This window comes from Paenibacillus antarcticus (assembly GCF_001637225.1).
In the GTDB taxonomy this organism is placed as follows: Bacteria; Bacillota; Bacilli; order Paenibacillales; family Paenibacillaceae; genus Paenibacillus_AQ; species Paenibacillus_AQ antarcticus.
The window spans coordinates 75590-102087 of record NZ_LVJI01000054.1 but is presented as its reverse complement, the minus strand read 5'-3'; the positions used below and the strand labels follow the sequence as shown (position 1 = coordinate 102087).

General features: G+C 39.6%; 28 protein-coding genes. 14 read left to right on the top strand and 14 right to left on the bottom strand.

The annotated features are described in order from the left end of the window. Positions 1–49 precede the first annotated feature (49 nt). Entirely contained in the window at positions 50–964 is a 915-nt protein-coding gene (locus PBAT_RS23315; protein WP_068653055.1) for a class I SAM-dependent methyltransferase, read from the bottom strand. A gap of 273 nt (positions 965–1237) precedes the next feature. Here PBAT_RS23315 and PBAT_RS25010 point away from each other — a divergent pair, with 273 nt between their 5' ends. Continuing rightward, positions 1238–1519, top strand: a complete 282-nt coding sequence (locus PBAT_RS25010; protein WP_084403329.1) for an ArsR/SmtB family transcription factor — start codon at positions 1238–1240, stop codon at positions 1517–1519. A gap of 81 nt (positions 1520–1600) precedes the next feature. Continuing rightward, positions 1601–2134: an SRPBCC domain-containing protein gene (locus tag PBAT_RS23310; protein WP_068653054.1), complete on the top strand. Its 534-nt coding sequence runs from the start codon at positions 1601–1603 to the stop codon at positions 2132–2134. Between the two features lie 236 nt (positions 2135–2370). On the opposite strand, the gene PBAT_RS23305 is transcribed toward PBAT_RS23310, so the two are convergent. Continuing rightward, positions 2371–3924, bottom strand: a complete 1554-nt coding sequence (locus tag PBAT_RS23305; RefSeq protein ID WP_068653053.1) for an acetamidase/formamidase family protein — start codon at positions 3922–3924, stop codon at positions 2371–2373. A 389-nt stretch (positions 3925–4313) separates the two neighbouring features. Here PBAT_RS23305 and PBAT_RS23300 point away from each other — a divergent pair, with 389 nt between their 5' ends. From PBAT_RS23300 to PBAT_RS23290, 3 genes are all read left to right on the top strand, one after another. Next, positions 4314–5120 (top strand): (S)-benzoin forming benzil reductase, encoded by an 807-nt coding sequence (locus tag PBAT_RS23300; RefSeq protein WP_338045674.1) that lies wholly within the window; start codon positions 4314–4316, stop codon positions 5118–5120. 231 nt (positions 5121–5351) lie between these two features. After that, the gene (locus PBAT_RS23295; RefSeq protein WP_068653052.1) at positions 5352–6194 is read left to right on the top strand and encodes an ROK family protein; all 843 of its coding nucleotides are present in this window, start codon (positions 5352–5354) and stop codon (positions 6192–6194) included. 307 nt (positions 6195–6501) lie between these two features. Then, positions 6502–6864: a hypothetical protein gene (locus PBAT_RS23290; protein WP_068653051.1), complete on the top strand. Its 363-nt coding sequence runs from the start codon at positions 6502–6504 to the stop codon at positions 6862–6864. Between the two features lie 123 nt (positions 6865–6987). Here the strand turns inward: PBAT_RS23290 and PBAT_RS23285 are convergent, their stop codons facing one another. Beyond that, on the bottom strand, positions 6988–7581 hold the full coding sequence (locus PBAT_RS23285; RefSeq protein WP_149466327.1) for a hypothetical protein: 594 nt from the start codon (positions 7579–7581) through the stop codon (positions 6988–6990). A 115-nt stretch (positions 7582–7696) separates the two neighbouring features. Then, positions 7697–8050 (bottom strand): winged helix-turn-helix transcriptional regulator, encoded by a 354-nt coding sequence (locus tag PBAT_RS23280; protein WP_068653271.1) that lies wholly within the window; start codon positions 8048–8050, stop codon positions 7697–7699. A gap of 199 nt (positions 8051–8249) precedes the next feature. Between PBAT_RS23280 and PBAT_RS23275 the strand changes: the two genes are divergently transcribed. Further along, positions 8250–8978: an SDR family oxidoreductase gene (locus PBAT_RS23275; RefSeq protein ID WP_068653049.1), complete on the top strand. Its 729-nt coding sequence runs from the start codon at positions 8250–8252 to the stop codon at positions 8976–8978. A 143-nt stretch (positions 8979–9121) separates the two neighbouring features. Continuing rightward, the gene (locus tag PBAT_RS23270; protein ID WP_068653048.1) at positions 9122–10750 is read left to right on the top strand and encodes a glycoside hydrolase family 5 protein; all 1629 of its coding nucleotides are present in this window, start codon (positions 9122–9124) and stop codon (positions 10748–10750) included. 69 nt (positions 10751–10819) lie between these two features. On the opposite strand, the gene PBAT_RS25005 is transcribed toward PBAT_RS23270, so the two are convergent. Continuing rightward, positions 10820–11014, bottom strand: a complete 195-nt coding sequence (locus tag PBAT_RS25005; RefSeq protein WP_084403328.1) for a hypothetical protein — start codon at positions 11012–11014, stop codon at positions 10820–10822. 206 nt (positions 11015–11220) lie between these two features. On the opposite strand from PBAT_RS25005, the gene PBAT_RS23265 reads away from it, so the two are divergent. Beyond that, complete coding sequence (locus PBAT_RS23265; RefSeq protein ID WP_068653047.1) at positions 11221–11610, top strand: VOC family protein; 390 nt, start codon at positions 11221–11223, stop codon at positions 11608–11610. A gap of 212 nt (positions 11611–11822) precedes the next feature. Here the strand turns inward: PBAT_RS23265 and PBAT_RS23260 are convergent, their stop codons facing one another. The 4 genes from PBAT_RS23260 to PBAT_RS23245 all read right to left on the bottom strand — a co-directional run bounded on the left by PBAT_RS23260 (position 11823) and on the right by PBAT_RS23245 (position 15927). Continuing rightward, entirely contained in the window at positions 11823–12440 is a 618-nt protein-coding gene (locus tag PBAT_RS23260) for a carbohydrate-binding family 9-like protein (protein ID WP_068653046.1), read from the bottom strand. Between the two features lie 419 nt (positions 12441–12859). Next, positions 12860–13939 (bottom strand): AI-2E family transporter, encoded by a 1080-nt coding sequence (locus tag PBAT_RS23255; protein ID WP_068653045.1) that lies wholly within the window; start codon positions 13937–13939, stop codon positions 12860–12862. Positions 13940–14091: 152 nt separating this feature from the next. Then, the gene (locus PBAT_RS23250) at positions 14092–15279 is read right to left on the bottom strand and encodes an MFS transporter (protein WP_068653044.1); all 1188 of its coding nucleotides are present in this window, start codon (positions 15277–15279) and stop codon (positions 14092–14094) included. A 120-nt stretch (positions 15280–15399) separates the two neighbouring features. Beyond that, positions 15400–15927: a TetR/AcrR family transcriptional regulator gene (locus tag PBAT_RS23245; RefSeq protein ID WP_068653043.1), complete on the bottom strand. Its 528-nt coding sequence runs from the start codon at positions 15925–15927 to the stop codon at positions 15400–15402. An 845-nt stretch (positions 15928–16772) separates the two neighbouring features. Here PBAT_RS23245 and PBAT_RS23235 point away from each other — a divergent pair. The 4 genes from PBAT_RS23235 to PBAT_RS23225 all read left to right on the top strand — a co-directional run bounded on the left by PBAT_RS23235 (position 16773) and on the right by PBAT_RS23225 (position 20519). Beyond that, on the top strand, positions 16773–17219 hold the full coding sequence (locus PBAT_RS23235) for an OsmC family protein (RefSeq protein ID WP_068653041.1): 447 nt from the start codon (positions 16773–16775) through the stop codon (positions 17217–17219). A 334-nt stretch (positions 17220–17553) separates the two neighbouring features. Beyond that, positions 17554–18954 (top strand): phytase, encoded by a 1401-nt coding sequence (locus PBAT_RS23230; RefSeq protein WP_068653040.1) that lies wholly within the window; start codon positions 17554–17556, stop codon positions 18952–18954. Positions 18955–19153: 199 nt separating this feature from the next. Further along, complete coding sequence (locus tag PBAT_RS25000) at positions 19154–19696, top strand: deoxyribodipyrimidine photo-lyase (protein WP_084403327.1); 543 nt, start codon at positions 19154–19156, stop codon at positions 19694–19696. Next, on the top strand, positions 19674–20519 hold the full coding sequence (locus tag PBAT_RS23225) for an FAD-binding domain-containing protein (RefSeq protein ID WP_246168222.1): 846 nt from the start codon (positions 19674–19676) through the stop codon (positions 20517–20519). The genes PBAT_RS25000 and PBAT_RS23225 overlap by 23 nt, the downstream gene beginning before the upstream one ends. A gap of 132 nt (positions 20520–20651) precedes the next feature. On the opposite strand, the gene PBAT_RS23220 is transcribed toward PBAT_RS23225, so the two are convergent. The 4 genes from PBAT_RS23220 to PBAT_RS23205 form a co-directional block, all read right to left on the bottom strand. Next, positions 20652–21413: an amino acid ABC transporter ATP-binding protein gene (locus tag PBAT_RS23220; protein WP_068653039.1), complete on the bottom strand. Its 762-nt coding sequence runs from the start codon at positions 21411–21413 to the stop codon at positions 20652–20654. Between the two features lie 14 nt (positions 21414–21427). After that, positions 21428–22096, bottom strand: a complete 669-nt coding sequence (locus PBAT_RS23215; protein ID WP_068653038.1) for an amino acid ABC transporter permease — start codon at positions 22094–22096, stop codon at positions 21428–21430. Positions 22097–22140: 44 nt separating this feature from the next. Further along, a complete protein-coding gene (locus PBAT_RS23210; protein WP_068653037.1) occupies positions 22141–22959 on the bottom strand; it encodes an amino acid ABC transporter substrate-binding protein in 819 nt (272 codons plus the stop codon). 291 nt (positions 22960–23250) lie between these two features. Beyond that, entirely contained in the window at positions 23251–24201 is a 951-nt protein-coding gene (locus PBAT_RS23205; RefSeq protein ID WP_068653036.1) for a helix-turn-helix transcriptional regulator, read from the bottom strand. A gap of 79 nt (positions 24202–24280) precedes the next feature. On the opposite strand from PBAT_RS23205, the gene PBAT_RS23200 reads away from it, so the two are divergent. Then, entirely contained in the window at positions 24281–24817 is a 537-nt protein-coding gene (locus PBAT_RS23200; RefSeq protein WP_169810170.1) for a dihydrofolate reductase family protein, read from the top strand. 75 nt (positions 24818–24892) lie between these two features. Here the strand turns inward: PBAT_RS23200 and PBAT_RS23195 are convergent, their stop codons facing one another. Beyond that, positions 24893–25237 (bottom strand): winged helix-turn-helix transcriptional regulator, encoded by a 345-nt coding sequence (locus PBAT_RS23195; protein ID WP_068653034.1) that lies wholly within the window; start codon positions 25235–25237, stop codon positions 24893–24895. 151 nt (positions 25238–25388) lie between these two features. On the opposite strand from PBAT_RS23195, the gene PBAT_RS23190 reads away from it, so the two are divergent. Further along, entirely contained in the window at positions 25389–26498 is a 1110-nt protein-coding gene (locus PBAT_RS23190; protein ID WP_068653033.1) for a Gfo/Idh/MocA family protein, read from the top strand.

Sequence of the window (26498 nt, the reverse complement as noted above, 5' to 3'; positions counted from 1 at the left end):
ACTTATAAACATACTTATACATCAATACCAGAACTAAGTTTCAGTGAGCCTATCGTTTAACCGCCAAGCAATAGTTCACATTATCGAATGCCGTTATTTTGTGCTCTGGCGTATTTTCATTGTAGGTTTTATACAGTTGTCTTGTAATTTCTGAAGGAGTCAAATGCTGCTGGATATCGAAGTTAACCTCTTCCAATATCTCCTCTAACTCTAAATAAGAATAACTTGCCTGCATTGGCTCCCCCGCTCTCGCGGCCATCATCACCTGCCTCTGCGCCCTTTCGCCTGCCTGTGAAGTGAACGTATGCTCATCAGGATAATCAAAGACTATGCTACTCCCGCTTGGGAGCAATGAAGCAATGACAGACAAGAGATTCTTAAACACATCCTTGGGCAAATAATAGCTGATACCCAGCAAGCTACTAAAGCTGATTACGCTAGGGTCAAAAGCTGGACAGGCAAGAACGCTGCTCAGCCAATTTGGTTCCGTCAAATCTGCTGTAATGCAGTGCAGATTTGCGGGAACCCCCAAATGAAGAGCTGATACACGTCTGCGCTTATCGACTGCTGTAGCCGGATGATCAATTTCAAAGATTTGCAAGTCTGTTGCCCAATTCGATTGCCGATAAGCGAAAGTATCGTAACCTGCAGCAAAAATGAGATATTGTCTGGCGCTCAGCGTCACGGCAACCTCAAGTGCCTGTTCGGCAAATGCAGCCCTCCCAAGTGGAGATGGAGATAGTTGATGATCAACAACTGTACGCAGCCCTTGCTCCGGCGAACCAACAAATTCTGGCTGAAAGAATGCAATCGCCTGTGACATATTACTGGAAATACCCTCGTATTCCTCATCAGTTAATAGTTGTCTAGCAAGTGAATCATCAAAAATTTTGATCTGATTATGTTCTGCGTGATACGCTCTTGAGAACGCACTGACGAGCGCTGTTAAACTCTTATTTTCCATTATCCATCACCTCATATCTGTTGTAACACGGTGACAGTGAACGTAACAATACTTGATTTTATTGTTATTTTATGGTATAATAATAGCAATAATTATATAAATTTCACATTTCCGCCACATTTAGTGGCGGTTTTTTCATGTCTTCTATGTGCAAGCAAAAAGGTAGTACCTGTTATAGTAGAAATTTAACATCCAAAAAAACATAATGAAATCATCAATAGCTCTCCCCTCTTTACAACCTCTCACTAGACAGTAATCAACTCATGATTTCAAGTGATTTATTTTGGAAATGAGCAGATTGTTGAACTATTGCACGAGAGTCCCCTAACCGTTGGGGAGATCGCCGAAAGGCTCGGGCTACGTCAACCTCAAGCGTCTAAGCATTTGCGCGTCCTTAATCAGTCCGGTATTGTTGAGGTGCAGGCGGTTGCTAACCGTCGCATTTACAAGTTGCGTCCCGAACCATTTAAGGAATTGGATGCTTGGCCGGAATCGTACCGGCGTATGTGGGAAGATCGCTATGATCGACTGGATGATTATTTACTTAGGCTGTAAAGTAAAGAAACACGAAAACAAGAGTAGCACCAGCCCGTGAACGGTTTCATAATACTAACAAATATGAGGAGGTTGTATATCATGATTAACCCTAATCTAGTTAACCAAATGGTATCAAAAGTGGACGGCAACACGCTTATATTGGAGCGTGTATTCCAAGCACCACGCGAGCTTGTATTCAAAGCTTTTTCGGATGCGGAGCATCTCAAACACTGGTGGGGGCCAAAAGGCTGGACCATTCCCGTATGCAACATGGATTTCCGTCCAGGTGGTACATGGCATTATTGCATGAAGTGCGAAGATAAGACCCAGGGCGATTTCTACGGTATGGAGTCGTGGGGTAAAGCGCATTATCGAGAAATTTCAGCACCGTCTCAAATTATATTCACGGATTGCTTCTCGGATGCAGAAGGCAACGTTATGGACAATATGCCAGAAACACTTGTCACACTTGATTTCATCGAGAAAGATGGTAAGACGAAGCTAGTTAACACCGCAATATACACGTCGCCAGAAGCGTTGCAAACAGTCCTAGATATGGGGATGATTCAAGGTATGTCTGAAACCTTGGATAACCTAGTTGTTCATCTAGAGAAAATACAGAAGAGCAGCTAAAGAAGTGCCCAAACTTAAGGCATCGTTTTCTGAATAGTGTCAGGGATAAATAGGACAATTAGGGCACATCCACTACTTCGCCCTATTTTTCTATCTGTAAAAATTGAATTACCTCCTTCGCATTCACCTCATTGATAAATGCTGCAGGAATGTTTGCTACTGTCTAAACAGTTGAATCCATGAACATGAATAACCGTGGTGAACTTTCGTCCACCACGGTTGAATGATAATATCAATTATTGCTGTTTACTTAATGATACGTTTGCTGTTAATGTTTTGTCGATAGTCGTCCAATTCACATAAGCACCTAATATTTTATTAATGACAGAAACTGGAACCAAAGTTTGACCATCTATAAGCTTCGGCAAGTCATTATTGTACACCAGCTTGCCGTCAATCGTATAAATATCAGAGCCAATTTGAGCATTTATCGTTTTCGCCCCTAATTCAACTTTCATGTTACGTGCCTTTTCATCCCACTTTACCGTTCCACCTAACAACTCCGAAACCATTCGAATCGATACATAGAACTCATCGTTATGAACAACCGGCTTGATTCTCTTTCCTCCTATGTTTATTACAACGTCAACGTCTTCAAGGAAATCAATCTTTCTAATCAATCCATGAACACCTTTGGTACGATCTACGACCTGAGATACTTCATAATCCGTTGCGGCTGACAGATATGCGTAAGCTATTGCTCTATCCATATCCAGCTTATCGGATAAGAATTGGATAGATTCACGTACTGATTCTTTCATTGCTTCATCCAAATCGGGATCCAATCCAATTGGAATCCAGAAATCCTCTGTTTCTGCAAATGGTTGTTTGAATTCTCCACTATGCGGAAGGGAGGGATCACCTTTCTTCAAAACCGTTAACCGAAGAGTCCCCCTAAGTGAAGCTTCCAATGCCGTTAAGGCAACCTCACCATCTCCTTGTGCGAAGTGGGGATCTCCTGTATAGAATAACCCACCCTTAACTTGAACTGGATAATAAATCGTCGCTCCGACACCAAGCTCATTAATATCCATATTCCCTCCAGTTTCAATAGGGGGAATAGAGCTGACAAGTTCACTAGTATTGGGTGCGACCCCCATAACCCCTAGGAAAGGATTAATAGGAAAGCGTACTTTCTTCCCTGTTTCCGTCGGTAGTGTACCATACCAATTACCGTTGATTTCTTCAATAGGTGTAAATACGGACACATTATTATATAATTCCGGTTTGGTAGCGCTGGCTCCCTCTTGTGCTCCTTGATTTTCCGGGAACTCTTTCGGAAGTGCACCCTTGCCATGTCTGTTAGAAATGACACCGTATGGAACTCGAGTCTGCAACGATAGCACTTCTACTTTAAGAACATCGCCCGGCTCTGCACCCTCTATCGCTACCGGGCCCGTGATGATATGAGGTCCGTCTTTCACAAAATCATGTTTGATGGAAGAAGCTGTAATGGCCTTTGCATCGTCCAATACGTTCTCGGGTGAGATTCCGAATTGTTCGAAATATTTCACTGGATTTCTCCCTTGATCTTCTACCAGTCCCTCATGTGATACCGTATCAAATGTTACAGCACTTCCGGATGGCACAGTGAGAATCGGAGAGCTATCTCGATTAGGGAGTGACCCCCAGCGAATGTTCTCGACCGCGGAGGTTACATAATAATCACCTTCTACTTTATCGATGGTTGTCGGTTGTAAAGGCATACTAAATGCTTGAGAAGGTACTACTAGCATCCCAATAATCCCTACTGCAACTCCACACTTCCTAATAGATCGATTTCTAAGCATTTTGATTACCCCCCATGTTCATATGTGTTATGTATCCTTACATAATTAACACATTAACACAGGAATTATTTTCTTTCAAGCATTTGTTGTTAGAATACATCACATAATTACTTATTGAAATCATAAACACACCGATACTCAATCTAAAAATTAGAATAATTCTACTAATAACCTCCTCTCCGCTTTGCCTTGGCTTACTCCGTGTAAGGAAATCTCCCTTATCCTTTAGTCATTGAGTTATATACTCTCGTCAAATTTGATCGATCTAGCCAGCAGCCGTAACAATAAGCTAAGATTAGTGAAAATGTGGTAATATACTATTTATCCTTCACTACTCCGTCATAGGCTACATGAACTAATCATTGCGTCCTATTCATCGCAACAAGAGTATAAAGAAGAGACCAAAGCAGAGTTCCATAAATGATATATTAGGAGGAAAACATCCAATTAAATATTTTATAATTACGGGTACTTCCAGAGGTATTGGAGAAGCGTTGGCCAATCAATTACTATCTGAGCATCATCATATATTTTGCATATCTAGGGCTGTCAATGAACTTCTGATTGAACGCGCTAGAGAAATGAATGTCAAATTGAGTTACTGCCCTTTTGATCTTAATCATGTAGGTGAAATTGATAGGCTATTCGACGAGATATTCAGTGTAATCACTCGTGAAACAGATATTTCAGGTATTTATTTAATAAACAATGCAGGAATGTTAACTCCCGTTGCACCAATTGAACAATGTTCATCTGCAAGTATTGCAGAAAATATAAATGTAAATTTAATTGCTCCGATGATCATAACCTCGAATTTCATCAAACATTCTCAGGCTTTAACCATAGATAAGCGGATTATGAATATATCATCAGCTTCTGCTCGCTATCTTCTGCCTTTTCAAAGTTGTTACAGCACTTCGAAAGCCGGTTTGGATTCATTCTCGAAGAGTGTAAGCTTAGAGCAAGCGAATCAGTTGTATCCTGCAAAAGTGGTTTCCGTATATCCGGGAATGATAGACACACAATTGCAAACTGAGATTCGTTCTATAAAGAAAGAATTATTCGCTTACGTAGATCAGTTTAAACAGATAGCACAAGAAGGAAAATTGCAAACAGCTGATTTTACTGCAGCAAAACTAATCGACATCCTATTTGGTAATGATTTTGGTAATCCAGTTGTTGTTGAGAATTTATGAATATAATGGACTACTTTGCTATACAAGAATAACATTTGTTCTCTCTCCTCTGATTTAGTCTATTGAAAGAGGAAATCTATTAATCCATTGGACGTTTCAACATTATTACCGTTGAAGTTTTTTACATAATATATATAATATGGGTATGTGACTAGAATGGCAGAATGGTAACTCTATCATTTGCAGTTAAGCAGCTATTCACAATGACGAACATTGGGAGAGATATACACTATGAATTCATTTGTCGGCATTGAAATAGATGGTGGGAAAATGTATATGATGGCGGAAACAGTAGACGGGTATCAGGAATATACGGCATCTACTGGGACAGATTGTACAGTAGTTCAACTTCAACAGGAGATCGAGGCTTTTGTAGCCAAATTGCCTTATAAGCCAAGCGGGATCGGGATGGGAATGCCAGGGCTAGTCGTCGGCACAGATAAAGTAGAGCTCAGCCATGTCATTCCTGCGTTGACAGGCGTTACAGCGGATATGTTCGCAACAAAAGCACAGATTCCCGTAGCATTTATCAATGATGTGAAGGCTGCAACAATGGCTGAAGCTGTTCATTTGACAGATAAAGAAACGGCCATTGTTATTATGTCTGACGCCTTTATCGCGGCAGGTGTTGTCGTCTCAGGTGAATTACAACTTGGCGCGAAAGGTTGGAATGGTGAGTTGGGTTATATGATCCTTATTGTGGATGGAGAACCGGTAATGCTTGACAATCTTTCGAGCGGTTACGTGATTATGAAACAGACAGGCATGGATGATGCTACGCTTCGCGAGCGTCTCGAAGCAGGCGATGAGCATGTCAAGGATCTTGTACACCAGGCAGGACGGAACTTTGGATACGCACTAACGAATTTGATACACCTGTATAACCCAGATACAATCGTTGTTGGCGGTAGCACCCCGACCTATAAGGGTTATATGGAAGCTGCACTAGCTAGCTTACAAGAGTATGCATTGCCTGAGTTGCTTAAGTGCTGTACGATAACGACACCACATATTCAGAATCAGGTGATTGCTTTCGGTGCTCGGGAGTGGATTCGTAAAATTACGAATCTTTAATATGAGATTACAATGACCTTAGTATCCGAATTCCTGTAACTATTATCCTACTATCGTTTTCCTTCCACTGCTTCCACCCTGACATAATCGGATAATAATCTAATTCACTTCACCAAGTGACTAATTTATAATATTCGCGTAGCGAACACAAACAACCGACAGTTCATGCTATCGGTTGTTTGTGTGCCCATTTTAATATGCATAAATTTCCATCATTTACTTTTATATGAATATTATCTATAATCTATTATACAAAGACTTCCTGTCACAAGTTCCTAATCTTCTTCGTAAGAAAGGAGGTGTACGGATGAAAAAAACTGTTTCTTCTCTTTGTATCATGCTTGCTATTGTTCTAAGTTTTACAACTACCGCGTTTGCTGCGTTCAGCTATTCTAGCCCAAGTTTTACGCTCTCAAGCGGCACAATCAAGTTCGGTTCAGGCGTTATTGTCAACACAGGTAAGTATCGCGATGATTTAACGATTAAACTGTATCAAGGAAATACCCAGATCAGCACGAAAACTATAACATTGAATCCTCAAGAATGGATCTACCCAGGCACAGGATCAACACCAGAGATTATACTAGCAACTGGCCAACCAGCTGGTGTCTACACATATGTTCTATCAGGCTCTGGAAGTTGGCATGTCATGGCGAGCGTAACAAATTAATGCTGCTAATGACACAACTTTTCAGAACAAATAAATCAGCCCCTTGCGATTGCACGGGGCTGATTTATGTTTAATAAATTCTTCTCATCCATAGCAAAGATCTGCGACCCTGTCATTTACAAACTAATCTTTCAATAGTGCCTCGGGTAGTTCGCGCTCGTAGTTCTTATATACGATATACCTTTGCAATCCACTGACCTTTTGCAAGGCTAGCCTTGCTAGATCAATCGCTTCTTGACGGTTCCCAGTTCGTAATTCAATTTCAGAGAGTAGAGCACTTTTCATATACGTCTTTGACAGTTTAGCCGCAGTATCCCGAGCAAGTTCAAGGTTACCTTCCTCAATATGTACATATGCTTCATAATATATACGAAATTGGATCGATTGAATAAGTGAAACATCGTTCTTAACTGCGGTCATATTTTTTAAATATGCACCGTAAATTGCCTTGTACAACGCTTGTTTATTTGGGTCCTTATATTTAGCTAGTAAACGGTTGATTTGAGATTCCACCACTTCATCCTGTTTATTTGCGATGGCATAAAATAGATATAGGGATGGATTATTCCGCTGTCTAATTAAAAACTTCTCCAGTCGTACCATATTAGTCTCTTTAAATAACATATACAAATACGGAAGCATCATACATACGATTGCAATGAATATAGCGATACTAACAATATACACGGTAGGCATTTCTCGTACTGATAAGATCATGCTTACGATAAAAATGAATACGTAGACAATGACATTACGGACAAACGAATTAATAATGTTTCACTCCTATTTGGTGTTGCTACTTGCACACCCATTGATTTTAACCAGTAAATTTTCAAACTTTGCGATTACTAATTTGCTCGATCCCCATATAATCCAGATGATGTCTACCCCAACCACACATACTGTCCAACACAGAAGTTAACGTTCTTCCGTGGTCTGAAATACTGTATTCCACCCTAAGCGGTAACTCTTGAAAGACTACCCGTTCAATAAGTTCATCCGTCTCAAGTTCTCGCAATTGCTTAGTCAGTGTACCTTGTGACACATCTGGGATAAGGCGTCTTAGTTCTCCAAACCGCTGAGTCCCATTTATTAATAAAATAAACAAAATGAGTGGTTTCCACTTCCCGCCAATTATTTGAAGCGTCGTAAGGACCCCTTTCAATCTTGGCTCCTTCAAATACATATTCATCATATCACCCTCTCATATTAATCATACCTATCACTCTTTCCTTTTGCACGTTAGTTCAACAATACCTAATTATATTAGATTAGTACGAAAATTCGTACCTAGTACGAAGAATGTGCGTACTAGGCAGGCATATGTTTCTGATTAATAATATATTGAATACTAACAACTTCTCAACCAAAGGAGCATATGAATAATGTCTAATATTTCAATAAAGAACCAACGAATCGTAATTATTGGCGGAAGTTCTGGAATAGGCTTGGCTACAGCTAAACAGGCTATTGAACAAGGAGCAAATGTCATTATAGCAGGTCGCTCACAAGATAAATTGAATGCAGCCCGCCTTTCTATCGGATCGGACTCTGTAGAAACCTATTCTTTGAACAATCAGAGCGAAGAACAATTAAAGACCTTTTTCGAGGCTGTCGGTAAGTTTGACCATTTATTTACGCCAGGCGCTTCTTATGTCAGAGGTGCAATTACGTCAAGCTCAGTGATCGCTCATAGTTGCTTCAATGCTAAATTCTGGCCACAATACAACGCTGTGAAATATGCATCCCCATTTATTAACCCTAATGGTTCGATTGTGCTAATGTCCGGTGCCTTTAGTCAACGGCCACTTGCAGATGGTGCATCATACGCTGCTTGCAATGGTGCGATTGAAAGCCTAGGTAAAGCCTTAGCCGTAGAACTAGCTCCTATTCGAGTAAATGTCATTTCGCCTGGCACTATACATACCTCATTTAATTGGGAAGGTGCTGACCAGGAGACGAGAGATAAAGCTTACGAAGGATATACCAAATTAAATATACTTGGCAGAGTAGGTCATTCAGACGAAGCTGCACATACGACGATTTATTTGATGACCAATGGTTACACAACAGGAAGTACACTTTACCCGGATGGTGGCTATATTTTGCGGTAAATGAACTCTTATACCTACCCTCCATATTTCGGATAAGGACTCTGAATTTCGGGTTGTCCACCTCTCTCTTATGTCTTGTGCTATATTGTGTGAGCATGATAACAACAGTAGCCAATACTAACTGAATAGGAGGCAAACCGATTATGAGCGCACATACCAACAATCATGATGTAAGCGGATTTATTAGAGCTGAAGGAAAAAAGGTCATCAATGGAGATGGCAAAGAAATTATCCTGAGAGGTGTAGGCTTCGGAAGTTGGTTGCTCCCTGAAGGATATATGTGGAAGTTCCCTGAAGGCGGAGATCGCCCGCGAAAGATCGAAGCGATGGTGAAAGAATTAATCGGTGAAGAAAAATCAACCCAATTCTGGGATACGTATGTGGAGCGTTATGTGGATGAGATCGATGTTCGCGAAGTTGCCCGACAAGGATTTAATTCAGTACGACTTCCTATCAATGCTCGTGACATCCTCTTAGCAGGAGACGAAGTGACCTTTAATGAGAAGCGCCTTTCTCGCATTCACCAAGTCATCGACTGGTGCAGACAATACAAATTATATGTCATATTGGATCTGCATGGTGCACCTGGTGGCCAGACTGGGGCTAACATCGATGATTCCGAGAATGACTTTCCCGAGTTATTCACAGACCGAAAGAATCAAGAATTGACGATCGCAATCTGGCGAATGTTTGCCGAACACTATAAAGACGATTGGATCATCGCAGGATACGACCTTTTGAATGAGCCACTTCCAGATTGGTTCAACATGTACTATGATCAGGTACTTCCGCTGTATAAAGAAATTACTGCAGCTATTCGTGAGATAGATAAAAAGCATATGATTATTCTTGAAGGGGTTCATTGGTCGACAGACTGGTCTATATTCACGGATCCATTTGATGATAATCTGATGCTTCAATTCCATAAATATTGGAACAACCCTGATACGGAGAGCATTCAGAAATATATAGATAAGGGCAATGAGTGGAATGTGCCTATCTTTATGGGTGAAGGAGGAGAAAATAACGCCCAGTGGTACAGCGGTGCATTCCAAATGTTCGAAGACCACCAGATCTCCTGGAATTTCTGGACTTGGAAGAAGATGAATACATCAAATTCCCCCTACTCTATTCGTATGCCAGAAGGTTGGAATTTACTGACTGATTATTTGGAAGGTGGTCTGAAACCGGATGCAGCAACATCGGAAGCCATATTAAATCAATATCTCGATCATATTAGACTAGAGCGATGTGATGCTTACCCTGGAATATCCCGTTCGCTATTGCGGCACCTCCCGCTCCAGATTCCTGCTGAATTTTATAGACAAGGAGACGGTGTAGGCTTCGGTATTATGAAGAAAGAAGAGAATCAGATTGGTTTACGATCGAGTGACTATGTCCCTATGAGAATGATAGCAAGCGAGAATGATAAGCCAAGCTACCACTCAGAGGGCGGCAAGTTGTGGGATGAGAATAATACGGTTTGTGTAAAATTACATTCTGGTGATTGGCTCGTATACGATGCCTTATGTGTTGAAACCAACCGCTTCGATCTCCGTGTACGGTTAAATATGGCTAACCGAAAGGATGCTGTACTATCCATCGAATTGGAAGGAAATCAACCTGTGACTTGTATAGTAAGTGATGAAGGCTGGAATGAGATCTTGTTAATGGGGAACATCACCGTGGTGGGTGGACCGGTTCAAGTAACCTTTCGTGTTCTTTCAGGTCAAGTCGATGTGGATTGGCTTGAATTCTCCATTGTTGAATAATTAGAAACAAGGGTGCCAGTTGTTCCTGAATGCTTGTGCATTAGGACAACTGGCACCCTTAAATACGATTCAACTCACTACTATTGATGCATCTACTTTTTCTTGTGACACCTTGTCGCAGCGCTTACACACCTTAATATTCGTACCATCCGTTGCTCTTCTCGGATAGAGCAGCTTAATTCGCGTGCTCTGGCAGATCGGACAGGTGCCACGGCCACGTGACGGTAAGCTCCAGAGTGCATGTCCTCTTTTGGATTTCGCCATGATTATGTTCCTCATTTCAACTATATTGAATAACCTTCAAAGTTAAGTTATGCTCTGTTTCTCCAGAAAATGCGTAAAATTGTTCAATCACTTCTAATCACCTTTCGATTTGTTTACAACTTATTCTTCCATGATAAATTTGCGTGTTACCTTTCTACAATTATGATATGTTTATGGTTTATACTAAAAAATAAGGAGTTATGTAAATGAGAGCCCACATTACCGTCATAACGATTTTATCAAATGATGTTACTCGATTAACGAAGTTTTATCGTGATACACTTGGATTTAAGACCATCGTAGATACGGAAGGATATGTTGAATTCGATAGTAGCGGCGTTCGTTTTTCCATTTGCTCCAGAGCATTAATGTCGGTTAATACAAATGGTCACCCTTCCTTTAAAGAAGAGTTTCGCGGACAAGCTTTTGAGCTTTCTTTCCCCTGTGATTCCCATCAAGATGTCATAAATACATATAACGATATCATTACCAAAGGAGCTACACCGATTAAAGAACCTACAATTATGCCTTGGGGACACACAACGGCATTCTTTGCTGATCCTGAAGGCAATATCCATTCCATTTTTGCGGAATAACTAATCCCCCCTATAACGCATAACAATTTATGGTGAAATACCCTTGATTCATATCCATTCGAAAAGACCATGGGGGGTTAATGGCGCAAACACACATGTGATTACCTGCTGTTTCACAACGGTAAACAAGCATACTCAGTTGTTTTTTTAGTAAAAAAAGACACCAGCAGCCCAACTATCAAGGGCTTTGCTGGTGTCACTTCATTTCTTTTTCATACAAATACCATGGTTCCGAATCTCGAAGGGATATGAAAATTGATCTTCTCTGTAGGTCGCCACGCTTGAAATTCTCGCTTTCCATCCAAGCCTTCATCAATCCGATAGAAATTAACCTTCCATCGTAATCCTTGATGAAGTGAATGAATGAAATTTGATGATGGAATCGTAATGAAGGTGGTTAAATATCCTTCTTCAGTGGATTCCACAGATGTTTGAAGATCCTTGAAACACCAAGTTTGATCTATCTTAACAACTGTGTCGTTGCCATCATTCTCAATAACAGCGTCAAACACGATATTCCTTGGACTGACTTCCAATTCTAAGTAACCGGTACCCTTGTCTTCCTCATCGATAAAGATTTCAACGACATCCTGCTCATACAGCGGATCATCTCTGTGTTCGAAATCGGATACGATGTTAGACTCCTTACACAAAAATCGTAAATACAAATACTCTTTGCTCCAACAAGCTCTCACCTCGGTTGCCTCTTTAGGCGAAAGACCTGTTACCGTATCACTTAATTGGAGCACATCACACCTATTCCAATCTATCGTTGATTGTACTTGTTTACACTGATACACGTAATCTCCATCGACAATATTAGATTGCACCTTTTCACCCCAAATCTATATAATTCTTACCTATTTTTCATCCCCACAACAAGGAACTCTACGATTGGTTATCCCTCAAATTTCCTTATATTCATTGATTCTATCACATATGAATATCCATCAGAAGTTATATTTCTTCCTAATATCTTCATTATTGAGCTTTCCAACATTGGTTCGATACATACGAGCAATATCAGGTAGTATCTTTAAAAGTAGCATACCGTTCACTCTTCCATAATAATAATTACTCTGTGTATTTACAACGTATCATGATAAATATACACTAGCAAATCGCTTTATCTTATCGTTCAGGACTGAATATATTATATTTGAAATTCTAAACACAAAGAGGCCGCTACTTACGCGACCTCTCCTATTTGTTATTCAAATACCTCTGTCTACAATTCTTCTTGCTATTCTTATGCATCTTCCCATTTCTGTTTAAAGAACAGCTGGTACACTTTAACCACAACGATTTTGACAATCATATATACAGGGATAATTACAATTACACCTATGATTCCAAATGCATCGCTACCTACCAAGACCAATATAATTGTGGTAAGTGGGTGGATATCTAGCTGTTTGCCAAAAATATAAGGCGAAATAATATTATCTTGAATTTGTTGTGACACTAGAATCACCACTAAGGACCAAATAGCAACAGAAGGTGATTCAATCAATCCAATTATTACAATCGGGATAGCAGACAGAATTGCGCCAATGAAAGGGATAAAGTTCATAATAACAGCGATCACAGTCAGTAATAGCGTATAAGGAAGCCCTATTATAAGGAATCCAATATACATAAGGACACCAAGAGCAAGATTCACTACCACTCTACCCACGATGAATCCACTAAGAGCACTATCAATATCATGCACGACCTTAGTAGCTTCTTCACGGAAACGCTTAGGCATGAAGCTAACAATTTTCTGACCGAACTTATCTCCCTCTTTCAACATGTAGAACAGTAGGATCGGGAATGTCAGCAGAATAACCGCAAAATTCGAGAAGAAAGAAAACATACCCGCTACGTAATTGGACAATAATGAGAATCCCTTATTCAAATATTCGGTCAATTGAGTTAAAGGACTTACATCTTCTGGAAGTATTTTCGACAGAAACCCTGTCTGTTCTAGGTCTTGTAACTGCTTGCCTAACGCATTCAACAGATTCGGTGCATTATTCACTAAATTGAAAAATTGAGTCCGTAAGGATGGAAATACGACAATAATAAATAAGGAAAATAGGATAGCAATAACTAAATAAATGATTAAAATGACCAACGACCTGTTTAATTTAGGGCGCTCCATCCAGTTCACAAGCGGGCGCAATAGGTAGTAGAAAAAAGAAGCTAGCATTAATGGCACCATAATGATACTTAGCAACGACAGGATTGGCTTAAATACAAAATCAACAAGCGACCCCAAATAAATAATTATGAATACTAATATTACAGCACTACAAATCTTGATAAATCGGTTCAATGAGGTCAATATTCTTCCTCCAAGTTGTGTCAATTATTGTTCTACAAAAAGGTATCTAGAGCCTTCTTCACCTTAAAGATTGTAACCAGAAAGACACTCGTCCAAACAAAGACCGAGCGTCTATCGAAATAAGTCATCTTATATCTACGTGAATTTCGAATTTAGGTTTCAGAAATCTGCTTACTTTTTGCTTTCATGGATAATACAAAACATAACATAAGTACAATAGCAGCTGAAAGATAGGGATAGTTAATATCTATATCGAATAAAAAGCCTGCTACGATAGGTCCAATGATATTCCCAAGACTTGTATAAGCAGAGTTCAAGCCTGCTACGAATCCTTGCTGTTCTGGTGCCACCTTTGACATCTGAGTACTAATTGCCGGACGTAATACGTCCATAGCTAAGAACACAATAAATGTAACCACAACAATCAACCAATATTTGTGTACAAAAAGAGTTAAAAATACGAATATACTTGATATAACCAAACTATAAGAAATGACCTTTTTGTCTCCAAATTTATTCAATATCCATCCAAATGCTGTAGCTTGCACAACAGCACCAGCTATGGACCCAAACGTAATAATGTAGGCAATATCTTTCGCGGTGAACCCAAATTTATGATCGACGAATAGTCCAAATACCGTCTCGTAATTTGCCAATCCGAAAGAAGCAACAAACACGATGATCAGACTTAAAAAGTAAGGTTCGCGATAGGATCGTATTAGCTGTGCAGGTAAGCTCTGTTTGACAACATTCTTAGAGGCGCTACGTCTCTCAGCTGTTAATGACTCGGGTAGAATTAATGCGGTAATAATCGCCGCTAACCCCCCAGCTATTGCTGCAGCGTAGAATGGCACACGAATACCATACTCTGCTAGGATACCTCCGATCCCTGGACCGATAATGAATCCAGTTGTGATCGCTGCAGTAATGAACCCCATACCTTTTGCACGCTCTTCATCCGATGTTACATCCGCTGCATAAGCCATAACTGCTGGGAAAATGAAGGCTGCTCCAACGCCACCAAGAAATCTCCCTGCAAACAGCAAGTAAGTTGAACTTGCAGAACCAAATAGCCATTCTGAGAGTGCAAATATAATCATGCCTACAACAATAATCTTTTTGCGTCCCAAAGAATCGGACATCCTACCAGCTAAGGGTGAGAATATAAGTTGTGTTAATGAAAATGCCGCTACTAGCATACCAACTGTACTTCCACTAATATGAAGTTCCCTCATGTAAGTAGGCATGATAGGTACTACAAGTCCTATACCTGTAAAGACTAGAAAAATGTTAAACATCAGGAGTAATAGTGCGCCCCTATTTCTTAATAATAATGTCATTGAAATAATCCCCCGAATTTTGCAATCTCTATGCTGAAATTTTGTGTGAACAACTATACTGAACGTTCATTTTGTAATATGACATGTATTCTCTACTCTACAATCTTCATACTATTAGAATCAGTTGGGCTCTTTGGCGATCCCATGCAGGAATACTGTGATGGCTAAATGATATAATGCGAGTGCATCCTTCTTATTTAATTTACGAGACATTTGACTGAGCCCCATCGTTAAACTTTCAAAAACTACGGAAAGACCCTCCACATTGTTTTGCTTGAATTCTCCGTTATCTATACCTTGTTGTATCAATTTTTGATAGAAATCAAGGTGTCCCTTAATCATTTCGGTTATTCGTTCTTCAAGAACCATTTGCTCTGCAACCCCGTACAGCTTTTCTGTCGTTGTTGTGTAAAGTGACTCTTTCTCTTGCCACTGTTGCTCCCATTCCTGATCCCACTCATCAATAAGATACAGAAACAAACCCTCTTTACTTTTAAAATGGTAATAGATATTCCCTTTACTACTCCCGGTAATTCCCACAATGTCCTCAATGGAAGTTGCTTTGTACCCCTTTTGAGCAAATAGACCTCTTGCAGCGTCCGCAACTCTTTTTTTGGTATCCTCGCTTTGCAACTGCTTTTTATTCACATACTTCCACTCCGATTCAACAATGTAATCTCCAAATTGTTTTTTTGATTAATACTGAACGTTCATTCAGTATATTAACACGAGTCTGTTCATCATTCAATAGTTCACATAAAATAAATTTCAACAAAAGAAAACCGGAATCTACCGTCCCCCTTTTAGATATGATTTACATTGTTGAACCTGATGGTTTTGAAGCCCAGTAATCTGCAACATTCTCTGGCATCGCTTCGTTATTAAGACAACAAGAAATACATGAATCGGAAGGAGAAGTCGCTATCTATTACAAACAATCCATTTTGTTATTTGTTGTACTAATCGCAATATTGAGTGGTTGTCAAAGTCAAACAAAACCAGAAGTTGTTCAAATATCAGAAGAACAAGCCAGATCCATTGTACATCGATATCAGGAGAAAAATAGCAATAATCACAAAACGACTATCATTTCAATAGAACACATAAACAATGAGTACGAAATAAACTGGGATAGGAAAAGTAATTGCGAAAACGGTACAGATGATGTGAATGACAAAGATGGGACCATTTCTAGAAGTAGTGTTACAATCTGCTGAGCTCATTTAATTTAGCTATTGTAATAAGAGAACGATCCCTGCATTTTCTACAACACTTCTACATTAATCAAAAGATATACCGCCTCGAAAGCGGTTTTTTGTTGTTTTCTAAATATGTCCGATTTGGACTTGGAACAAGTAAATGAAATCCCCTTCCTAATTCGAAATCAATTGACAGTAAATCATTACCATTGATATAATACAAATAATTCCTAGTAGTTTAGTGTGCATTATGATTTTCAATTATTTCATAACATTATTAAGGGAGCGTGTACAATGGCTGCAAATCAAACTTTCAAAGCTACTGCGCATTTACAAGATGGCGTTAAAGTGAAAACGACTGCCAGAAATTTCGAGCTGATCATAGATGAACCGGAAAGTTTGGGCGGAACAGATACCGGAATGAATCCTGTCGAAGTTCTACTAGCCTCTCTGGGTGCATGTCAGTCGATCGTCGCGAGAGTCTATGCTCCTAAGTTCGGAGTGAAACTTGATGATTTCCGTGTAGACGTTGAAGGAGATCTTGATCTCGATGGATTCTTTAACAAGTCCGATGTTCGTCCAGGTTATTCTGATATCCGTTATACTTTCACTATCAAAACTACTTCTCCTAAGGAGAAGGTTGAGGAATTTGTACGATACTTGGAGAGTAAATGTCCGGTTGGAGATACCATTGCCAATCCCGTTAACGTCAAGTTAGATCGGATCATAATAGAAAATTAATACCTGACTTGATGCATCAATGCAATGTTAACATTAGTGTTAGCAATGTTGTCTAGAATAATTTTAAGATGGTACTTATATTCATATGGTAGCCGTCTAATGTAAAAAAGAATCGCCTGTAACCCGATTCTTTTTACATTAGACGGCTATTTCTAATCTCTATAAATTCACTATATTGATGTTAATTGAACACAAACCTTGATTATTCCATCAATTTTCAAACTGATACAATTAGAATTTACAATCTATTCACAATTAGAATATACTGCCAAAATAAATCGTCGTTATAGTTAGCTTTTGCAAACATACAACAACAGAGAGGTTGGATTATTTAATGAACACAAAGAACACGGCACTAACTTTACTATTATCAGTAGGTATTCTACTTCCGACAAGTACAACTTTAGCATCAGGTACAATGACATCGGGGTACGAGCCTTTAAGATCACAAATGGACAAGATCAATGCGTCAATCACTTGGGATAGTGATGATCAGTCGGCGTTAATCAAATTGCAGAATGGTCTTTCGGCTACCCTCACTGTAGGTGAGAAGTCTTATCGACTTGCTGGAAAAAGTGGTGAATTATCCAACGCAGTGAAATTGGTAGATGGTAAAATGCAGATTCCTTCGAACTTACTTCAGAACATTCTTGATGAGAACACTAAATTTCTTGATCCAAACAATATCGTACCTACCTTCGCTGTAACAGCTCAGGTTGAGACTGATGCTGTAGAAGATGGTGAAGATGCTGCTGATGACCCTGCAATCTGGGTTGACCCCGTAAATGCAGCCAATTCCAAACTTATTGCTACGAATAAAGGTGGCGGCATGTTGGTCTACGACCTGAAGGGGAAAGAACTTCAAAATCATAAAATTGGTAAGATGAATAATGTTGATATTCGTTATAATTTCCCACTTGGTAATAAGAAAGTTGATATCGTAGCAGCGACGAATCGTTCTACAAATACGATTGATGTACTCGTAATAAATGGTTCAACAGGCGAATTAAAAGATGTGGTTGCTAAGCCGATTAAAGCGAAGATGGAAGAAGTATATGGATTTAGCCTCTATCATAGCTTGAAAACAAATAAATTTTACGCAATGGTCCTTGGCAAAGAAGGCGAATTCGAGCAATATGAAATTTATGATAATGGTAAAGGGGAAATCGAGGGTAAGCTAGTTCGTGAGTTCAAATTACCTACTCAATCAGAAGGATTAGTAACAGACGATGAATATGGCGTGATGTATATCGCTGAAGAAGATTATGCTATTTATAAATTCAGTGCAGAAGCAGATGGTGGTATGAAAGCTCTATCGACTGTAGATATTGCGGATGGTCGAAGACTTCAAGATGATATTGAAGGACTTACTTTGTATTATGCAAATGACGGACATGGCTATTTAATCGCTTCTAGCCAGGGTAACGATAGTTACGCAATTTATGATCGCGAAGGTGACAATAACTACATCACCAACTTCACGATCGCTGATGGGATACATACAGATGGTACGTCAGTTACTGATGGTATTGATGTTCTAAGTTTTGGCTTAGGCGAACAATTCCCTTACGGTATCTTTGTAGCTCAAGATGATTCGAATATGAAAGGTGATAAAGAGCTCAACCAGAATTTCAAAATCGTATCATGGGAGTTAATAGCTAAAGGTGCTCAAACACCGCTATACATGGACAATAATGTGAATCCTCGCAACCTTGTTTTACGAAGTACCAAGTAATATTCAGATCAACCTACAAACCATAAGCTGATATCGGTATTTAACCGGTATCGGTTTTTTAGTTCATATTCATATCCTCAGTTGTATTCAAACATATTTTCGTAAAATTACTATGTTATACTGAGTCGATATCTAAACGTGGACATCATATATATGACGAAATACCTACTTCATCTCTGAAAGGATATGATATCACTCCATGATACTATTTATCCATCGCAAGGATCTGCGCATCAACGACATGCCCGCTCTGGATGCAATCCGTTACGCCCAGCGTCCCAGTTTACATGTTCTGATTCTCGATTCATTTTTGCTACGCAATCAACGGGGCTCTGAACATAGTGGTGCTAATTTCCTACATCACGTCAAAATCTTACAACAGCAGTATGCTCATCTATCCAAACGCCTACATGTCCTTTACGGAGAGCCATCGACTGTTGTCCGTCAGTTGCTGCAGAGTCATCCAATTGAAGAAATTGTAGTCCATGCAGACCACACGCCCTATGCAGTGAAACGTGACGAGTCGCTACAACAGACTGCCGATTCGATGGGCATTACATTTACTTCCTATGACGAAGGAACGCTTGCTGATCTGCTAGAATTCACACAATGGAGTGGACGCTCCGAGCCATATAAAGTATACACGCCCTTCTATCGTCGCTGGCGTACATTTATGACTGAACGATCGAGACCACCCTTTTCCGCAACTCAAAAAGGATTTGGAGACGGTAGAAATAGCTGATGGAATTCTTAGTGCTTTTCCTTTGCCTGAAGAGCTTAACAGATTGCTTCAAGATGGTAGTCATCCTAATTCAACAACTCAACATGAGATTCCTATTCATTCCCTTGAACAATTCCTTAATGAGCGATTGCATCGTTATTCATTTAACCGCGACCAATATGCACAGGAAGGTACGAGTCGAATAAGTCGTCATCTGAATGTCGGGGCGCTATCCGTTCGGGAGGTTTACTATAAGCTACTGAACGCGGAAGATGATGCCGAATCTTGGCTACGACAACTTGCCTGGCGGGACTTTTATATATATCAGGCCCGTTGGAATCCTGACTACTTTAGATATGAGAAGCTCTTCGATCTTTCCGAGCTGAGTACGGAACATTTCCAATCATGGTCAGAAGGCAGTACAGGAATTCCGATCATTGATGCCGCCATGAGACAACTAAACGAAACCGGTTGGATGCCCAACCGGCTGCGAATGATTACAGCTATGTTTTTAACGAAAAACTTAGGCTGTCCCTTTATTTACGGAGAACATTATTTCCGTATGAAACTTAGTGATTACGATAACGTGTTGAACCGCGGGGGTTGGCTCTGGAGTTCATCGCTTGGATTTGATGCATCTCCATACTTTCGAGTCATGAATCCAGTGACCCAATCCCAGACTCATGATCCAGATGGTACCTATATTCGAAGATGGTTACCTGAGCTTAAACATCTGTCCAACAAGGATATCCATCTTCCGCAACCTTGGGCTATTGTCGATCTTAAGAGTTCGCGTGCCCTTGCTATCGAAATTTACAAGCGAATTCTGAATTCCAAAAAGTAAAGAGAATGAATCTATACATCAGATGATTCATTCCCTTGAACAGATCCGAAGTCTACTGCTCTATTCCACAATAGCCTCAAATGATTTGCTGAGCGCACCATCCAATCCTTTTTGTTATCAGAATCAGATTTGTCATGGGATTAATACATCTTCACCGCTCAAGCGATTAAGAAATTGTCGTGCACGTGTACTTTTCGGATGTTTAAGTACTTCCTCCGGCGTGCCTTCTTCTAGAATTAGGCCATCTTCCATTAAGATAATTTTATCCGCTACATCAGCCGCAAACGCCATTTCATGCGTGACTATAACCATAGTCATCCCTTCAGCAGCCAACTGTTTCATGACCTTCAATACTTCCCCTACTAATTCGGGATCAAGTGCCGATGTTGGCTCATCGAATAGAAGCACCTCAGGTTCAACAGCCATTGCTCTAGCAATGGCTACTCGTTGCTGTTGTCCCCCTGATAATTGATGAGGATAGGAATCCGACTTATCAGCGAGACCTACTTTTTCTAGCAATTCCATAGCACGTTTGCGCGCATCTTCTTTCGATCGCTTTTGTACCGTGATCTGACCTTCCATCACGTTACCTAACGTCGTCATATGTGGAAATAAATTGTACGACTGAAAGACCATGCCTGTTTTTTTACGCAACGCCACAACGTTGTGTTGTGAGATTTCCTTTGCGTCTGTAAAACTTAATTTCATTCCACCCAGCTCAATGGTCCCCCGATCAGGGACTTCAAGCAGATTGAAGCAACGCAACAACGTTGTTTTACCCGAACCTGATGGCCCAATAATAACAAGAACTTTACCATGTTCTAACTTCACATTAATCCCTTTTAATACGGTATGTTGGCCAAAAGACTTATGTAAATCAAGTATTTCAATCACTCATATCTCCTCCTTTAACTCGCAGAGTATCTAGCAAGCCTTCTCTCTAGGTAGTTTTGCAAAGAAGACAGAATCGAACAGAATAGTAGATAAATCACGCCAACTTCGCAGTAAAGTAGAAGTGGTTCGTAAGTAGTGGCTACAATCTGTTGTGACGTTCGGAACATCTCCATATACGTAATGCTTGCTGCAAGTGACGTATCTTTAACCAATCCGATGAAGGTATTCGCTAAGGGAGGAATCGACACCCGAGTCGCTTGAGGTAAAATGATTCGACGAAGTGCCTGACTACGAGTCATACCAATAGATGATGCGGCTTCCCACTGCCCTTTCGGTATGGATACAATAGCTGCACGTACGATTTCTGAGGAATAGGCTCCGACACTAAGCGAGAAGCCGATAATGGCTGCTGTTAAAGGTTCTAATGTAATACCCATGGCAGGTAATCCATAAAAAATGATAAATAACTGCACTAATAAAGGTGTCCCTCTTATGACCCATACATAGAAACGGAAGATTAACTTTAAGACCCTCCATGAAGAGATGCGGACAAGTGCTGTCAGTACAGCTAATATTAAACCTATTGCAAATGAGATCAGCGTTAGTGGGATGGTAAAAGCCACCCCAGCTTTAAGCAGGGGTAGCAATGAATCAATTACTATCTGTATTTTACGTTCATCCATTAATCAGACATCCTTTTTGGACTTTTTATTATCATTCAGATATATTACTTAGAAACGTCTGCTCCAAAATATTTCTTAGAAATTTTTAGATACGTTCCGTCATTCTTCATTTCGGTTAGCGCTTCATTGACTGCTTTGACCAGTTCATCATTTCCTTTCAGGAATAACGCAGCACTTTGAGATCCTTCGGCTATTTCATCTACCTGTTTGACCTTCACATCAGGTTTCTTTTTCTTCAAGTCTAGAAAAGACAAGCTGTCATTAATAGTTGCATCAATACGTCCAGAACTCAACAGGTCAATGGCCTGATTAAATCCATCCACAGCTACGATCTCAGCACCATTCTCACGGGCAATTGCGGCGAGGTTACTTGTCAAGGATTGCCCCGACTTTTTCCCTTTCAAATCAGCAAAGGTCTTAATTTCATTGTTGTCTGAGCTTACAACCAGTGCAGCCTTTGAGACAATATAAGGATCGGAGAAGTCATATTTAGCTTTACGATCATCTCTAATGGACACCTCATTAAAAATAACATCAAATCGTTTCGCATCCATGCCAGCAACGAGCCCATCCCATTGCGTCTCAGTGAATTCAGGCTCAACGCCTAGACGCTTCGTGATTTCTTCTGCGATTTCAACATCGAACCCCGTAAGCTTCCCATTCGCATCATGATATGTGAATGGCGCATATGTACCTTCTGTACCTATCCGAAGCTTCCCGGTTGCTTTGACTACATCTAAGCTACTTTTCTTAACAGATTCCTCTGTTCCCGCTTCACCTTTATTGTTATTGGCATTGTTTCCGCAAGCTGCTACAAGTACCATACTCAGAGCTAGCAGAATCATTAAACTTAATTTTTTCATATCTATTTCGCCCTCACCTTTCTCCACCTAAACTCAAGCTTAAAGCTAGTAAATTGAATAGTACACCTTCATAATCATGCTGGTCAACAAATTAATCCGATAATATCGATATGAATTGAACAAATTGTAAGTATTAACCTTAATTTCTGATTAATCCGCATTTAAGAATATAATTTATGTTTTATTAAAAATCAGCTATACAAAGCTAATTTCTTCTTTGAAATTGAGCGTAAAAAGTTGAATTCGGAGCTGAATTGTCAGGAAAATAATACCGGACGCTTAATTTCACAATTATTCAATGTATTTATCTACAATTCCTTTTGCCATAGCACATATTCTGGTAATCGCTTCTAGTGGCGTTATGATAGTTGCATCCTGATGAAGCGTGAAGAAATATTCTGTCATATGATTTAACTCCGATTCAGGGACATCTATTTCTACGAAGCCAGTTCCATCTTCATTGTGACGAATATACTTGTCTAAGAATTCATTATCTCGGCATTTCATTACCCCTTGTGAAGTCAATTCAACATGAAATTTGATCGTCGACCCCAACGATTCATTTCCTATATTGCTTAACCAATTCTGTAATGTCGGCAGATTTAACTTGTCCGAGTTCGAATGATGAAATTCCAAGTCCTTGATTCGATCTACCCGTAAAGTAACGATTTTATCTTTAGACACATCAGATGCTACGACATACCATAAACCTTTCGATGTATACAAACCTATGGGAATGACCTTTTTCACTGAATGTTGATTAATCGATTGATAACTTATGATTATAGTGTCCTTATTTCGTGAATGTATAAATATTTCTTTTAAAAAAGGATTGTCGTAATCTCTATTGGGTGACAGAAATAAGATGTATTCTTTCAGATCATCGATTTCGCTTCGGAACTTCTCCTCAGTCTGATTGAGCAATTTATTCAAGACAGTATGGTAATCAGCGTGGAACGGTAATCCTTTAACATTCTCAATAGATTGATATGCAAAAAAGATACTAAAAACTTCATCATGCGTAAAGGATATCGGAGGCAATAATTTATTAGGCATAACTCTGTAGCCACCACCCCTTCCTGCTTCTGAAGTAATGGGAAGCCCCAGTTCAGATAACTCCGCAATATATCTTTGAACAGTTCTTTCCGAAATGTTAAATTGCGCAGCAATATCCTTTGCATTAAATACTTTTGCTTGATTGATATATAGCCACACCGCGTTTAGTTGCTGAAATTTATTCATTGACCCTCCGTTTAGACGTCATATTTTGTCGTGTTTATATATTAGTATGATCTTACTACATTAACAAGGAGTGGTTATGATGGATCAAGAACAACAACAAATGAGTGTTTATCTCGCGGTAAGCTTAGATGGTTATATTGCAACAACAGAGGGAAATGTCGATTGGTTACATCACATTAATGGGGAGGGAGATAATGGTTACGAACACTACTATTGCGGCATCGATGCGGTCATTATGGGTAGGAATACTTATGAGACAATTCTTACTCTTGATTTCCCTTTTCCCTACAGTGGAAAAGACTGTTATGTATATACCAATTCACGTTATGGTGCAGATGAGCATGTAACCTTCATTAATGGAACGATCGATAATTTGATGTCTTCCCTTTCAACTCGATCTTATACGAAATGTTGGATTTGCGGAGGAGGTCTACTGATTTCTGAGCTCATCAATAACAAATACATTACAGAGTTTATTGTAACTATTGCACCCGTTATATTAGGAAGTGGTATCCCATTATTGACTGGAATTAAGGATTTCCAATCTTTAAATCTAGTCAAGACAACCCGATATGGACAGTTCGTCGAACTACATTATGATTTCACAACCGAATAATTCATTAAAAAAAAACCAGTTATAACATGGAACAATCATGTTTGACTGGTTTTCTTCTATTACTACGTTAGTTCACTATACTGTCCTTTTACTAGAGCGTTCTTGTATATAATTCTCTCCCCAATCGCACATCAAGTTTAGTATCGGTTTAAGAGACAAACCCAACTCACTCAGTTCATATACCACCTTCGGAGGTACTTGATTATACACTGTTCTAATGACAATCTCGTCCTCTTCTAATTCTCTAAGCTGTTGAGTTAACATTTTTTGAGAAATAGCGGGCATATTCTTGCTCAGCTCATTCGTTCTCTTAGGTCCATAAGTCAGGTGACACACAATCAGCGTTTTCCACTTCCCTCCGATAACATCGAGAGTAGCTTCGACAGGAATGTTATATGTCCGATTTGCAATATTCTTCATAGCATTTTTCCTCCCCTGATCAATATCCGTCTTAAGGTATAGGTACCTTTTGGTGCCAATATAACAAAAAAGTGCGTACTTCTATATTTTTATTTCAGCATTCATAATAACAGTATTATACTTTATCAGTAAATAATGGAGGGTATTTTATTTGAAGTCAGCTAAAATAGGAGTCGGTATCATCGGGGCAAGTGGTTGGGGAAAGGTTGCTCATATTCCTGCTCTCCAAGCATTATCAGAATATGAAATTATCGCTGTATGCACCACACAACAACAAAGTGCTGAAGAAATCGCACAACATTTTAGAATAAATCACTTTTATACAGATCCGTATGAATTGGTTGCAAACCCTGATGTAGAACTGGTAGTCATTACCGTGAAAGTACCGGAACATTATGAATTAATACAAATAGCAATAAATACCGGTAAACATATATACTGCGAATGGCCACTGGCTCTGAATCAAGCGGAAGCAACCGATATTCTGCAATTGGCAACGACAAAGAGAATTCGCCATGTCTCAGGATTACAAGCTCGTGCTAACCCGGCTATTAATTATGTAAAGGACCTTCTTAAAGAGGATTATCTAGGGGAGGTTGTATCCGTAAATGTAAGCTACTCCATGCCTTCATTTCCAACTACAGGAGATACCATTGATCAAGCCCATGCTTATCTTCTGGATATAAAAAATGGTGCCAATCAATTGACCATTACTGCAGGTCATTTATTAGACGGTATCACTTACATGATGGGGCCTTTTGCTAAGGTATCAGCCACTTTAGAAACACAACATAAAGAAGTAAGCATTATAGAGACTGGTGAAGTAATTCAAGCAAATGCACCTGATTACGTCGCTCTTCATGGCAAGTTAACAAGTGGTGCCCTCCTGTCAGGACAGTTTCGAAATTCAATAATAGCAGGATTAACCATAGATATTATTGGTACCAAAGGTGAGATTTCTATGAAATCAAACGATAGACTCATGTTCCAATGGGATTCATTTATATTACAAGCTGCTATAGGTGCCAATAAGGATTATCACACTTTAATTGTCCCCTCACATTATTATCATCTTGATCCACAGAGCGTCAGTATGATTGCTTATAATATCGCTCAACTTTATATCCAATTCGCTAACGACCTACACAACGATACTTACACTACACCAGATTTCCAAACGGGTTATGAGACCCATTATCTATTGGATCATATAATCAAATCTGCCGAAACAGGTACGGTTCAGTATCTTACCGCGAAATGA